6 protein-coding genes are annotated in these 13,383 nt (G+C 57.9%); 3 read left to right on the top strand and 3 right to left on the bottom strand.

Going from position 1 to position 13,383, the window contains the following annotated elements:
• The first annotated feature begins 529 nt into the window (after positions 1-529).
• Positions 530-2,644 (top strand): PAS domain-containing sensor histidine kinase, encoded by a 2,115-nt coding sequence (locus ACYQ11_RS21265; protein ID WP_459925846.1) that lies wholly within the window; start codon positions 530-532, stop codon positions 2,642-2,644.
• 3 nt (positions 2,645-2,647) lie between these two features.
• Here ACYQ11_RS21265 and ACYQ11_RS21260 read toward each other — a convergent pair whose 3' ends face one another.
• The gene (locus ACYQ11_RS21260; protein WP_459925845.1) at positions 2,648-3,547 is read right to left on the bottom strand and encodes a GGDEF domain-containing response regulator; all 900 of its coding nucleotides are present in this window, start codon (positions 3,545-3,547) and stop codon (positions 2,648-2,650) included.
• A complete protein-coding gene (locus ACYQ11_RS21255; protein WP_459925844.1) occupies positions 3,544-8,859 on the bottom strand; it encodes a PAS domain S-box protein in 5,316 nt (1,771 codons plus the stop codon). The genes ACYQ11_RS21260 and ACYQ11_RS21255 overlap by 4 nt, the downstream gene beginning before the upstream one ends.
• A 499-nt stretch (positions 8,860-9,358) precedes the next feature.
• Between ACYQ11_RS21255 and clpB the strand changes: the two genes are divergently transcribed.
• Complete coding sequence (gene clpB, locus ACYQ11_RS21250; protein WP_459925843.1) at positions 9,359-11,938, top strand: ATP-dependent chaperone ClpB; 2,580 nt, start codon at positions 9,359-9,361, stop codon at positions 11,936-11,938.
• Between the two features lie 57 nt (positions 11,939-11,995).
• Here the strand turns inward: clpB and ACYQ11_RS21245 are convergent, their stop codons facing one another.
• Entirely contained in the window at positions 11,996-12,343 is a 348-nt protein-coding gene (locus tag ACYQ11_RS21245; protein ID WP_459925842.1) for a cytoplasmic protein, read from the bottom strand.
• 101 nt (positions 12,344-12,444) lie between these two features.
• Here ACYQ11_RS21245 and ACYQ11_RS21240 point away from each other — a divergent pair, with 101 nt between their 5' ends.
• Positions 12,445-13,230, top strand: coding sequence for a fumarylacetoacetate hydrolase family protein (locus ACYQ11_RS21240; RefSeq protein ID WP_459925841.1), 786 nt, complete (start codon positions 12,445-12,447; stop codon positions 13,228-13,230).
• The last annotated feature ends 153 nt before the right edge of the window (positions 13,231-13,383 follow it).

Genomic DNA, 13,383 nt, shown 5'->3' with positions numbered 1-13,383 from the left:
GCTGAGTACATAGCCGCCATCCTTCTTCGGTCAAATGAACATGGGATCAGCCTTGCTGAAAAGGACGGCAGGGCTGTTTGTTTTTTGGGGCTTCGGAGATGGGGAGCCGTGGGGGGGATGCCTGTTATGATGATTTTTCGGTCATCATAACAGGCATGGGGGATGGATTCAGCCGGTTCAGCTGTTTGTGGGGGAGTGAAACACGAAAGATTCGGGGGGTGTTGCGGCAGTGTTACATTATTTGACTGTCCCTATTTAAAAAGTTCCCTGGAATTATAAAAATTGAGTTTGAAAACGTTGGGGAGAGTGGTATAAGTAAACAATAAATTCAGATGTTTATTTTTTTATTAAGCCGGTGTTTCATCGGCCGTCATTTCAGTCTGTCCGGGGTCGGGCGTCGCGGGGCATGCGGCGCAATGTATGGCCGTTTCCTGTCGATCCGTCCTTCAAGATCAGTATCACTTCCTTTTTCAACCCATCGGTTCGATACCGTGCTTTAAGCGGGGCGGTATCATTCAGTGAGGGCTTTATGATAAAATCGTCGAAACGTTTTCTGGGACATATCGAGAACAAAGATCAGTTGATTACCGGTGTGCAGATTATTGACCGGACCATTGTCTGGTTCACGCCGCTGATTCTGATTCTGGTCACGACGGTCATTGTCCGTTCGATCCGTCACGGGGCCATGGGAACGAGCCTGATCCAGTGTGTCTTTCTGATGGGGATCTGGGTCGCGGCTCTGACCGCACGCTATACCCGTCCCGTGTTCCGTCTTTATGTGTATATTCTGGCCATGTCCGTCAACGGGGTCTTGGGCATAAACCGCTGGGGACTGTTGGGAACGTCCCAGATTTCCATTGTGCTGTCGTTTCTTTTGGCGTCCATGCTGGGGTTGAGGCGCTGGCTGGTCATTACGGCACTGAATCTTCTGATGATTGGTGCGGTGGCCGGATCATGGGTGCTTGGAGAACGTACGCCGATATTCGATCCCGTGGTGCTGATGCATTCGGCCTCCGCCTGGACCATGATGATCATGGCCCTGGGAGCCGTAGGGGCGGCGTCTCTGGTCTGGGTCAGCATCAATCGACACCTGTTGATGACCGTGAAACAGCTGGCCGAAAGCGAACGGACTTACCGGGATATTCTGAACGCTACCAGCGACGCCCTGTTTATTCATGATGAAACAGGCACAATCCTCGATGCAAACGGGGCGGCCCGTTCCTTGTTCGGCCTTGGCGATGAGCCCCTTGACGGTTATGCCATTCAAGACCTTAGCGGCAGTTGTCCGCAACACAGCGACGAGGACATTCAGGTAAATATAAGGCGGGCCTTTCACGAGGGGACTCGGATGTTTGAGTGGAAAGGGCGACGATTAGACGGGACCGAATTCTGGTCCGAGGTCGCTCTAAATGGGTCTTCCATCAATGGGCAGCCCCGGTTGCTGGCCTCAGTGCGGGACATCACGGATCGGAAAGAGGCGGAAGAGGAAAAGATCCGTCTTGAAAACAGCCTTCGACAGTCCCAGAAAATGGAAGCGGTGGGACGACTGGCCGGGGGGGTGGCCCATGATTTCAACAATATGCTGGGGGTGATCCTTGGGTTCACCGACATGGCTCTGGAACGAATCGATCCCGGAAACACCCTCGCCGGGGATCTACGTGAGATCCGGATTGCCGCCGAACGATCGGCCAACCTCACCCGGCAGCTTCTGATGTTTGCCCGCAAACAGATCATTTCTCCACGGACCGTGGATCTCAACCGCACGGTCGACGGCATGCTTAAAATTCTGACCCGGCTGATCGGCGAGCATATCCATTTGATCTGGCTGCCCGGCATGGAACTCTGGACGGTCAGGATCGACCCCACCCAGGTGGACCAGATTTTGACCAATCTGTGTGTGAACGCCCGTGATGCCATCGATAACGTGGGCAACATGACCATCGAAACCCGGAATGTCACGCTTGATGAGGCCTACTGTCTGGATCATGCGGGTTTTGTTGCCGGTGATTATGTGCTTCTGGCCGTCAGCGATGACGGCTGCGGCATGGACAGCCATACCCTTGACAATCTGTTCGAGCCGTTTTTTACCACCAAAGGTGCCGCCCACGGGTCGGGCCTGGGCCTTTCGACCCTTTACGGCATCGTCAAGCAGAACAAGGGATTCATCAACGTTTACAGTGAAGTGGGATTCGGCTCGACGTTCAGGATCTATCTGCCTCGGGACAACGGGGCATGTGATGAGGGCCAGACGGTGATCAACGTGCCGGCAGAGGCCCGGGGGCATGAGACCATCCTTCTGGTCGAAGACGAAAAGGCCATCATGAACATGGCGGCCGCCATGCTGGAAAAGGCGGGGTACCGGGTGATGAAAGCGGCCCGGCCCACCCAGGCCATCCGGATGGCCCGGGCCTCCGCGGACCCCATTGATCTTCTTATCACCGATGTGGTGATGCCGGAAATGAACGGGAGGGAACTGGCGGGCCATCTGATGCCCCTTCATCCGGATCTTTCGGTTCTTTTCATGTCCGGGTACACCGCCAATGTCATCGCCCACCACGGCGTCCTCGACGAAGGCGTCCATTTCATCGAAAAACCGTTTTCAAAGCAGGATTTTCTGGCCAAAGTCCGTTTGGTTCTTGCCTGAGGGTTATGCACAGCAGATCCGGTTGCGTCCCAGGCGCTTGGCTTCGTAGAGCGCTTCATCCGCCTTTGCCAGCAGCGCGTCCATGGCCTGATCGGCAGACCGGGCCGCAAGACCGATACTCACCGTGACCGGGATGGGGCCCATGCGTGTATCGAATGGGGGCTCTTCAATGCTCCGCCGGATGGTGTCCAGTATTTTGAGGACCTCGTCCGGGTCTTTTCCGGGGATCAGGGCAAGAAACTCCTCGCCGCCGTAGCGTCCCAGTGCATGAGATTCTTCAAGGCCCGATGCGATGCGTACGGTGAAAATCCGCAGGACATCGTCACCGGCCTGATGGCCGTACCGGTCGTTGATCTGCTTGAAGTGGTCGATATCGAACATAGCCGCCCACAGCGTTTCGTCCGAATGATCGGTTCGGTCCATGTGCTGTTCCAATTCCGACAAAATGGCCCGCCGGTTGAGGATGCCGGTCAGGGGATCGTGCCGCGCCTCCCAGGCCAGGGCCTGTCGGGCCGCTTCCAGTTCCTGCTGGGTCGTGACCATCCGTTTCCCCACATGGACCCGGGCCCGGATTTCGTCCTTGTCGTAGGGCTTGACGATGTAATCGTTGGCTCCGGCGTCGAGACCCATGATCAGATGGGTCTTGTCCACCCGGGCCGTCAGGATGATGATGTAGAAGGGGGCCAGCGGATAACGTGTCCGGATGACTTTGCAGACCTCGAGGCCCGTCATGCCCGGCATGTTCCAGTCGAGAATCACCAGTCGGGGCGGGTCGGGTTTTTCAAGGGTTTCAAGGGCCGCGATGCCGTTGTCCACGGCCGTGACCTGGAATCCCCATTTGGTCAAAACCGCCGCGAGCATCATTCGGGACGTGGAATCATCTTCGGCGATCAGGACGTTCATGGGGCCTTTACCTCCATCATCTGTTTCACCATGCGAAACGCGTTTTCAAGCTCCGGCATCATGTTTTTCAGCCGATCCAGATCACCGGCGTGCCCGGCATCTTCCATGATATGGGTCAGTTCCCGGAGCAGGCTGCTGCCGATATTGGCGGCGGCGCCCTTGATTTTGTGGGCCTGCTCACCCGCCCGTCTGGCCTGGCCCGTTTCGATCCGTTTGGCGAGTTCGGCGATTTGAACGGGCATGTCTTCAAGAAATCCGGTGATGACGGTTTCCACCAGATCGTCGTCGTCCATGAGTCGGTCCCTCAGGATTTCCCGGTCGAAGATCCGGGTGGCGTCGCCGGATGCCGTTGATTTGACCGGCCGGCTGTGCCTGTCCGTTCGGCCGTGATCACCCGAAAGGGGGACGGAAAGCCATTGCTCGAACACCCGGCCCAGTTCCCGGGGCTCAACCGGTTTGGTCAGATAGTCGTTCATTCCGGCATCAAGGCATTTTTCCCGGTCCCCTTTGAGGGCATGGGCCGTCATGGCGATGACGGGGACATGGGGGTTCAACACGCAGCTGCCTTTGGCCCGGATCAGCCGGGTCGTTTCGTAGCCGTCCATTTCAGGCATCTGGCAATCCATCAGCACCAGATCGTAGGGCGTTTTTGCAAGGGCGTCCAACGCTTCACGGCCATGGTTGGCCACATCGGCCCGATAGCCCATTTTCCTGAGCAAGCCCAGGGCAACGGCCTGGTTGGTGGGCGTGTCTTCGACCAGAAGAATGCGGGCCAGACTCTTTCGGGCTTCGGATACCGTGTGCCGGGTGATCAGCCCCGGGTCGTCGGATGGGGTCTGGGTGCCGCGGTCCGTGCCCAGGGCCAGAACCAGGCAGTCGTGCAGGTTGGATTGGCGGATGGGTTTGGTCAGATATCCTGAATAACCGGCCTCTCGGACGGCTTTGGCATCGCCGCGTCTGCCCAGGGAGGTCAAAAGAATCAGCACCGTGTCGGCAAGGGCTTTATCCGTCTTGATTTTCCGACCCATGGCGGGGGCGCTCATGCCCGACAGGGGCATGTCGATGATGACGGCACGGAAGGGGTCCTTGTCCGTCAGGGCCTGATGGAGCACGGCGAACATGGCCGGGGGGGAGTCGACCTCGTCGCAGCGACAACCCCAGGCCTGAAAAAGAGACATCAAAAGGCGCCGGTTGGTCGGGTTGGCGACGGCCGTCAGCACGCGGATGCCCCTGATCTCCGTTGCCACGCGCATGACGCCGCCTTCTTCTTCGGGCAGTTTTTTCAGTCGGACCGTAAACCGGAAGGTCGATCCCTGGCCGCTTTCACTTTCCACGTCGATACTGCCGCCCATCAGTTCGGTCAACTGTCTGCAGATGGACAGGCCCAGTCCGCTGCCGCCGTATTTCCGTGTGGTGGAGCCATCGACCTGGGTGAAGGGGGTGAACAGGGTGTGGAGCCTTTCCGGCGGGATTCCGATGCCCGTATCCCGGATCTGGAACCGGATCAGGCAGCCTGACTCGTCATCGTTTTCCACGCAGACGGTCAGACACACCTCACCCTGGTGGGTGAACTTGACGGCATTGCCCACCAGGTTGATGATGATCTGGCGCAGGCGGCCGGGGTCGCCGCGAAAGCGGGTCGGAACATCGGGGTCGATGAAAAAGGTCAGCTCAAGATTTTTTTCATGGGCCCGGACCGCAAGGACGTCCATGGTGTCTTCAATGGTGGTCCTGAGATCGAATTCAAGATCGTCCAGATGGAGTTTCCCGGCCTCGATTCGTGAAAAATCCAGAATGTCGTTGATCAGCGCAAGAAGCGATTCGCCGCTGTTGCGGACAATGCTTGCGTATTCATGCTGTTCCTCGGAAAGGGGGGTGTCGAGCAGCAGGCCCGTCATGCCGAGAATACCGTTCATGGGCGTGCGGATTTCGTGGCTCATGTTGGCCAGGAACTGGCTTTTGGCCATGTTGGCGATTTCCGCTTTGGCCGCCATGTCGTTGGCCCGGGCGATGGCCTGCTCCAGGTCCCGGTTCGCCGTCAGCAGATCGGATTCGAACTGTTTGCGGTCACTGATGTCCTGATGGGTGCCGGACATCAGCAGGGGACGGCCCTGGTCGTCCCAGCTGTGAACGCGCCCTCTGTCCAGGACCCAGACCCAGTGCCCGTCCTTGTGTTTCATGCGGCTTTCGCATTCGTAAAAGATCAGTTCGCCGGCGAAATGCCGATTCAGGCGGTCGTTTGATCGTTCCAGGTCGTCGGGATGGCACAGGGACGTCCAGGTGTCGATGCTCAACGGTTCGAGGTCGGAAAGGGTATAGCCGATCATGTCGGCCCAGCGTTCGTTGAATGATGTTTCACCGGTCCGGATGTTCCATTCCCAGGTGCCGATGTTCGTTCCCGTGATGATGTCGGCCAGTCGCCGTCGTTCCTGGCGCAGCGCATCTTCCGCCAGCCGTCTTGCCGTGATGTCGTTCATCATGACCAGGCGGTGCGATTCGCCTCCGATATCGATGATATGACTGGATAATTCCTCATAATGGATATGGCCCTGTTTATCTCTGATCTGAAATTCAACGGTTTTGGTCACGTCATCGGCCAATGCTTTCATGAACATGTCACGGGCCTCCTGATCCTTGAAAAAGCCCAGATCGATGGAGGTTTTTCCGATGACCTCCTCCGTGCGGTAGCCCAGGGTTTTGAGGAAGGCCGGGTTGACATCGATCAGGCGACCGTCCGCAAGCCGGGAGATGCTCAAGAGAGACGCGCTGGACATGAAGGCCTTCGAAAATTTTTCCTCGGACAATTTGAGGGCCGAAATGTCCCGGCTGCCGCCGAACAGGGCCGGTTTCCGGTCCCAGGTCCCCTGGACGATCCGTGTTTCAACGGGTATGTGACGCCCGTCTTTGGCCAGAAGGGGCAGGGGGCAGGCATCCCGCCTGTTCGCCAGCATGTCCTCGACGATGCGGGCGGCTTCGTCCCGGACTTCGGGCGGATGGAGATCAAGAACGGATCGCCCGCGGAGTTCCTCGTCGGTCCAGCCCAGACGTTTTCTTACCGTTTCGTTGACCAGGAGCACATGGCCGGTCTCGTCGAGGACGAACAAAAAGTCCATGGACAGATCAAAAAAGGATTCAAAGTTGATTTTACCGGTCGCAATGGAGTCTTCCATCTGTTTGCGCCAGGTGTTGTCCCGGCTGATTCCCAGGATGCCCTTCATCGCGCCGTCCGACGACCGGAACGGCGTTTTCAGGGTGTCGAGCAGAACCTTTCGACCATCGGGATAGGTGACCCATTCATCGTTGCGGCGGGCCTTTCCGGACGCGAGCATCAGCCGGTCGTTATCCCGGAAAAATTCCGCCACATCCGGTGGGAACAGATCGTAATCCGTCAGGCCGAGGATCTCCTCCCGGGACCGTCCGACAAATTCGGCAAAGGCGGGGTTGCAGCCCAGATAGCGGCCGTCGATGTCCTTGAAGAAAATCAGGTCGGGGATGGCGTCCAGAAGGGAGTTGATCACCCCGGCCTGCCGTTTGATCTCTTCGGCGGCATTGCGTCGTTCGGTGATGTCCCGGGCCGCCGCGAAGATCAGGTCGCCGGAGGGCCGTGATCGCCATTCGATATAGCGGTAACTCCCGTCCTTGCAGCGGTAGCGGTTGACGAAATTCAAGACCTCCTTGCCGACGGACAGCTCGCCCATGGTGTCGAGGGTGGCCTGGGTGTCGTCGGGATGGACGAAGTCGAGAAAGAGCCTGTTTTCAAGCTCGTCGACGGTGTAGCCGAGAATGTCTTCCCAGGCCCTGTTCAGCCGGATAAAGGTGCCCGACAGGCTGACGATGCACAAAAGATCAAGGTTCACGGTAAAAAAGTTTTCGATTTCCGAGGTTTTCTGGGCCAGGGCGGCTTCCGCGGCCTTGCGTTCGGTGATGTCCTCAAGGGAGCCGATGACTTCCGGGCGTTCACCCGACGCATGCATCAACCGCCGGTGGTCTTCGACCCAGCTCCAGGTTCCGGTTGAGCGGGCCAGCCGGTAGATCCGTTTCAGAACGCCGGAACCGCCCTTTTTGAACCAGTGATTCATGGCCTCAAGGGTCGGATCACGATCGTCCGGGTGGATGAAATCGACCCACCGGTCCGGTTCGGAAAGGATCTCGTCGGCAGAAACGCCCAGAATCTCGCGGGTGTTCGAACTGGCGAACGTCAGCCGGTGGGTGGCGGGATCGGCGGTGTAGATCACCACGGGACTGCCGCTGATCAGCTGGTCCAGGCGGCTGCGGGAGGTGTAGGCCTTCTCCATGGAGGCGATGGTGTCGTTGAACACGGCGGTCAGATGCTGAATTTCCAGGGGGCCCGAGGACTTGAGACGGGATGCCAGATCTTTTTTTCGGGACAGGGCGGTCAGATCCCGGCTGAGGGCCGCCACGGGCCGGGCCGTCAGCCGGGCAGAGACCACGATGGCCAGAAACACCGAGGCCAGGGTGAAGGTGAAAAGCAGCGACAGATGGATTTTGTGTTCGGACATGACCGAATCAACCTGGGACAGCGGGATGCCCGTGATCAGCCGGAGGGCGTTGGCGCTCCGGCTTCCGGGTTCTTCGATTCGTGTCAGCCAGTCCGGGCTCTGTTCGATGCAAAGATCTCCGGCGTTTTGTTTGAAGTAATCGTTGGTGTGTAGAATCGTCCCGTCCCGGTCGGTCAGCGCCACGGCAAAATCCAGGTGATTCCAGGCAGACAGAAGGCGGGGAAAGGCCTCGGGTTTGAGAGACACGCAAACAGCCCCTTTGTAAACACCCTGAACGAAAACCGGTGTCGCGAAAAAAAGGCCGGCGGGGTTCAGTATAAACAGTTCTCCGCCGGCGGCAAGGACGGCCGGTGAATCAGCCTTTATGGTGAAGGGGCATGGCTTTCGGTCGCTTGAGATGATTGCATTGCCCTGAAAATCAAGCAGGTCAAACCGGGCCATGGCGTTGACCCCACCCGTGCCGATCAGCGACCGGAACAGGAGGGGCAGGTAGCGCGACCGTTCGCCGTCATCAATCAGTCCGATGCTGATCAGATCATTGGCCGCCAGCATGCGCGTCTGTTCTTTCAGATTATCGATCCCGGCATTGAGAAGATCCCGGCTTCGGTCCCCGAGGGATTCCAGGCGATGCCGGGTTTCGGTGTGAATGGCCTGGCGGTTGAGCTGGAACATGACAAATCCGATGATGAGCATGAGGCCCAGCATCACGGGGAAAATACGGATGAGGACATGATTGTGCAGTTTTATCGGTTTTTTACGGAACATGCCGGTGTCCTTTTCGGTGAGCGGCACGGTGGTCATCCACCATACGGGGCCATGATGCAGGACGCCGCGATCAGGCCGTCGGGGTTGGTTCCGGTGAAGCACACGAAAGACATGAAGAAACAAACGTTTCTCTATGAACCCTCGGCGAATAGCGTGCTTTTGTAACGGATTGCCTGTCTTTTGGGCATATTACCCTGGAAAGGCTGTTTTCAACATGAGGACCGTGTATAACATCGTGTATAACCATGATGAATAATATCCGTATGATACGCCACCACCCCCGCTCCGTCAAGGTCTTTCCCAACGGGGACAGACGCCCACGATGCAACACGGCAGGCGGCGTTTCAAAAAGGGGACAGACTAATTTCAAATAAAAAGGGAGGCTTTGGAAACGAAGGCGGGAGCAGGCAATCAGTGCATGAACGCATAACCCCAACAGGGGCGATTGACGATTGACAAGGGAGTTTCCGTCATTATTATCTGTGTACCAATCGACTTACCATTCTGTTAATCATCGGAGGAACCCATGCGATTTGACAAATTCACGATAAAATCCCAGGAATTGATCGAGCGGGCCCATGCGGCGGCGGTGTCCCGGGAAAACCAACAGATTGAGTCGGAACATGTCCTGTGGGCCATGCTCGACGATAAGGAAGGGATTGCGTCTTCCATGCTTCGCAAGCTGGGGGTCGCTCCGGATCAGGTCCGTGAGGAGGTTGCAAGGCTCATGGACCGCCTGCCGAAGGTCAGCGGCGGGGACGGCAATGCCTATCTGTCTGCCGCGCTCAAAAAGGTTCTGGACAAGGCCTTTTCCGAGGCGGAGAAAATGAAGGACCAGTATGTGAGCATCGAGCATATTCTCCTTTCCATTCTCGATGAACGGAAAAAAGAAATTGCCGCCCTGATGGACCGGTTCGGCATTACCCGTGACACGGTTTTGAAGGTGCTTCTGGATATCCGGGGCAACCAGAGGGTAACGGACCAGAATCCCGAGGAAAAATACCAGGCCCTGGACAAGTTCAGCCGGGACCTGACCCAACTGGCCCGCATGGGCAAGCTGGACCCGGTGATCGGCAGGGATGAGGAAATCCGACGGGTGATCCAGGTGCTGTCGCGGCGCAGGAAAAACAATCCGGTGCTCATCGGTGAGCCCGGGGTGGGCAAGACGGCCATTGTCGAGGGCCTGGCCCAGCGTATCGTGGCAGGCGACGTTCCCGAAATTCTGAAAAAGCGGCGTCTGGCCGCCCTGGATATGGGGGCGATGATCGCCGGCGCCAAGTATCGCGGCGAATTCGAGGACCGTCTCAAGGCCGTGCTCAAGGAGGTGGAAAGCGCCGAAGGCGAGATCGTTCTGTTTATCGACGAGTTGCACACGGTGGTGGGCGCCGGCGCGTCGGAAGGGGCCATGGACGCGTCCAACATGCTCAAACCCGCCCTGGCCCGGGGGACCCTGCGCTGTGTGGGCGCCACCACCCTGAACGAATACCGGAAGTACATCGAAAAGGATGCGGCCCTGGAGCGGCGTTTCCAGCCGGTGATGACCTCCGAGCCCACGGTGGCCGACACCATTTCGATTCTGAGGGGGCTCAAGGAAAAGTATGAGGTGCATCACGGCGTACGGATCAAGGATTCGGCCATCGTGGCGGCGGCCACCTTGTCCAACCGCTACATCACGGACCGTTTTCTGCCGGATAAGGCCATCGATCTGATCGACGAATGCGCCTCGCGGCTGAGAATCGAGATCGACAGCATGCCTGCGGAGATCGACGAGATCCAGCGAAAGATCACCCAGATGGAAATCGAGCGCGAGGCCCTGAAAAAAGAGACGGACAAGGGGGCCAAGGATCGCCTTGCCGCCCTGGACAAGGACATGGGGGCCTTGAAGGAAAGCATCAACGGCATGAAAGCCCACTGGATGAACGAGAAAGACACGATCCAGAACATCCGGAAGATCAAGGAGGAGCTGGAACAGTTGGGCGTGGAGGAGCAGTTGGCCGAGCGCAAGGGGGACTTGGCCCGGGTGGCCGAAATCCGTTACGGCAGGACCCAGGCGTTGAACCAAAGGCTCGATGACGCCAACAAAAAACTTTCCGAGCTTCAGGCCCAGCGCAAGATGCTCAAGGAAGAGGTGGACGACGAGGACGTGGCTGCCGTGATTTCACGCTGGACCGGCATCCCCATCCGCAAGATGCTCGAAGGGGAGATGGAACGTCTGGTGCACATGGAAGACCGGATCGTAAAACGCGTCATCGGTCAGCAGCGGGCGGTTCATGCCGTGTCCGATGCGGTCCGGCGTGCGCGGTCCGGGCTTCAGGATCCCAATCGTCCCATTGGCTCCTTTATTTTCATGGGGCCCACCGGGGTGGGCAAGACCGAGCTGGCCAAGGCCCTGGCCGAGTTCATCTTCGACAGTGAAAAAGCCATGGTCCGTATCGACATGAGCGAATACATGGAAAAACACGCCGTGTCCCGCCTCATCGGAGCGCCTCCGGGCTATGTGGGTTACGACGAGGGCGGTTACCTGACCGAAGCGGTCCGGCGCCGTCCCTATTCGGTGATTCTGTTCGACGAGATCGAAAAGGCCCATCCGGATGTGTTCAACGTGCTGCTCCAGATTCTGGATGACGGACGGATGACCGACGGACAGGGACGCACCGTGAATTTTACGAATACCATTGTGATCATGACCTCCAACCTGGGCAGTCACATCATCCAGGAACTGGGCGGAAGCGACCGGAAGGCCATGGAGCAGCAGATTTCCGACCTGCTCCGGCGGAGTTTCAAACCGGAATTCTTAAACCGGATCGATGAAACCATTATCTTCGACAACCTGACCAACGAGCAGATCGGGGAGATTGTGAGAATTCAGGTCGAACGCCTGGCCAAACGCCTGGAAGACCGGAAGATCACACTGAATCTGACCGATCGGGCCCTTGCCCTGATCGTCGTCAAGGGCTATGACCCGGCTTACGGGGCGCGACCGCTCAAACGGGCCATCCAGAAGCACATTGAAAACCCCCTGGCCATGGAAATTCTCAAGGGGGTTTATCCTGAAAACAGCACGGTGACGGTGGACGCCGAGGGCGATGCCGTCGTGTTCCGCTGATGTCTTCGCTCCGTCCGGTGCGTCAGGCGCCCGGACGGAGCATGGTTTTTTCCGTCATTAAAACGTTACGATTTCAAATCCCTTGTCCCGGTATGCGGCCATGCCCGGGTGGCCGGTCATGTCGTCCAGCAGCGTCAGTTCGTGGGCTTTGGCCGCCTCAAGGGTCCCCAGTTTGTTCGAACAGGCTTTGCATACCCCGTCCACCAGCCCGGCATCCAGACATTTTTTCCATAATCCGTACAGGGGATGACCGTGTGTGAAAAGATCCGGAATCAGTTTAACGGCGGCGCCTTCGACGACGATTTTCGCCTCATGGCCCTTGGCCGTCATATCAAGGGCGTTGAGCAGGACATGGATGAAACACATGGGATCTCCGTTGAAGACGAACAGGGCGAATTTTTTCATGCTTGACTCCTTGGGTGTGTGATGGTTTGGTGATCGATCAGGAACATGGAACCTATAACACCGCGGGCGTGCGGGTTTGTCAAACGAAAAGGACATGAGCCATGGGTATTATCCGGTTTGAGGACGAAACGGGTCGGGTTCGGACGGGGGTGGAAGGGAAACCCGGTGCGGCCGGGATCATCATGGAACACGGAGCATTAACCGGAGAGACGGCCCGCATCGGGCGGCGCCTTGCCCCGGTGGATCCCCGGGCATTGATCTGCATCGGTCTCAACTACCGGGATCACGCCCGGGAAACCGGTGCAGCCCTGCCCGACTTCCCGGTGGTGTTCATGAAAAATCCGGCTTCGGTCATTGGCCCGGGTGAACCGATTGTCCTGCCCCGGTCCTGTCGCGATCCCCACCAGACGGATTACGAGGTCGAACTGGCCGTGGTCATCGGCAAACCCGCGAAAAACGTGTCCGAAGACGAGGCCTTGTCCTATGTGAAAGGCTACACGGTGGCCAACGACGTGTCCGCCCGGATCTGGCAGAAAAAAGGCGGGGGCGGCCAGTGGGTGAGGGGCAAGAGCTTCGACACCTTCTGTCCCCTGGGCCCTGTTCTGGTCCCCGCAAAAGATATTCCCGACCCCAATTCCCTGTCCCTGTCGCTGACCTTGAACGGTCGGGTGATGCAGCAGGGCAGTACGTCGGACATGATCTTTTCCGTGAAATCCCTGATCGCCTACCTGTCCGAAGACACGACCCTTCTGCCGGACACGGTGATCCTGACCGGAACCCCAGGCGGCGTCGGCTTCACCCGCACGCCCCCGGTGTTCCTCCGCCCCGGCGATCACCTGTCCCTGACCATCGAATCCATCGGCACCCTGGAAAATCAGGTGGTCTGAAAAAATATAATCTGGTTATGCACTGCCCTCAAGTTGGAGGTGATTTTTCAATTGTTAAACCACCCGTTCGCGTTGCTCACTGAAGGGCACGAAGAGCACGAAGAAGTAAGTAAATAGTGGGCTTTTCTTCGTGATCCTTCGTGTTCTTCAGTG

Source organism: Desulfatiferula olefinivorans (assembly GCF_054657895.1).
Note: the sequence above shows the minus strand (reverse complement) of the source record. Positions and strands in the feature narration are given on the sequence as shown.

What these genes read in the sequence shown, in the direction of transcription:
- ACYQ11_RS21260 (WP_459925845.1), bottom strand. Translation starts at nt 3,547, where the DNA reads ATGAACGTCCTGATCGCCGAAGATGATTCCACGTCCCGAATGATGCTC.
- ACYQ11_RS21265 (WP_459925846.1), top strand. Translation starts at nt 530, where the DNA reads ATGATAAAATCGTCGAAACGTTTTCTGGGACATATCGAGAACAAAGAT.
- ACYQ11_RS21240 (WP_459925841.1), top strand. Translation starts at nt 12,445, where the DNA reads ATGGGTATTATCCGGTTTGAGGACGAAACGGGTCGGGTTCGGACGGGG.
- clpB (WP_459925843.1), top strand. Translation starts at nt 9,359, where the DNA reads ATGCGATTTGACAAATTCACGATAAAATCCCAGGAATTGATCGAGCGG.
- ACYQ11_RS21245 (WP_459925842.1), bottom strand. Translation starts at nt 12,343, where the DNA reads ATGAAAAAATTCGCCCTGTTCGTCTTCAACGGAGATCCCATGTGTTTC.